This is a genomic window from Adlercreutzia sp. DFI.6.23 (assembly GCF_024462535.1).
Taxonomy (GTDB): domain Bacteria; phylum Actinomycetota; class Coriobacteriia; order Coriobacteriales; family Eggerthellaceae; genus Adlercreutzia; species Adlercreutzia rubneri.
This window is the reverse complement of the sequence record NZ_JANGBP010000413.1, coordinates 1-307: the sequence shown is the minus strand read 5'-3', so window position 1 is coordinate 307 and position 307 is coordinate 1. Positions and strand designations below refer to the sequence as shown.

Annotated in this window: 1 protein-coding gene; it reads right to left on the bottom strand. The window is 65.8% G+C overall.

What is annotated here, in order from left to right:
* Positions 1-33 precede the first annotated feature (33 nt).
* On the bottom strand, positions 34-307 hold a 274-nt coding region (locus NE591_RS13945; RefSeq protein ID WP_256156942.1), incomplete at its 5' end, for a hypothetical protein.

Sequence of the window (307 nt, the reverse complement as noted above, 5' to 3'; positions counted from 1 at the left end):
GCACGAATTTGGTGTCCTGGCGACGGGAGAGCGTCATGAACGCTTCTTCTGGTCGCGGGGGTTGTGCTGGGGCTTCGTCGGGTCGGGGGTTTGCGGTTCGAAGGGGTCGAAGGCCGGTTCGTCGTTGGCTTTTCGTGCCGTGTCTGCGTCGGCGCCTTCCACGTCTTCCCTCTTCCTGCTTCCCGCATCCTCTGCGTCCTTGGTTTCCGCGGCGGAATCCTTCACCGCCGCCTGCGGGCCGGTGCGGCGGGGCTTGTGGTCGAGGCCGATGATGCGGTAGAGCTCGTCGCGGTCGACGAACAGGCGA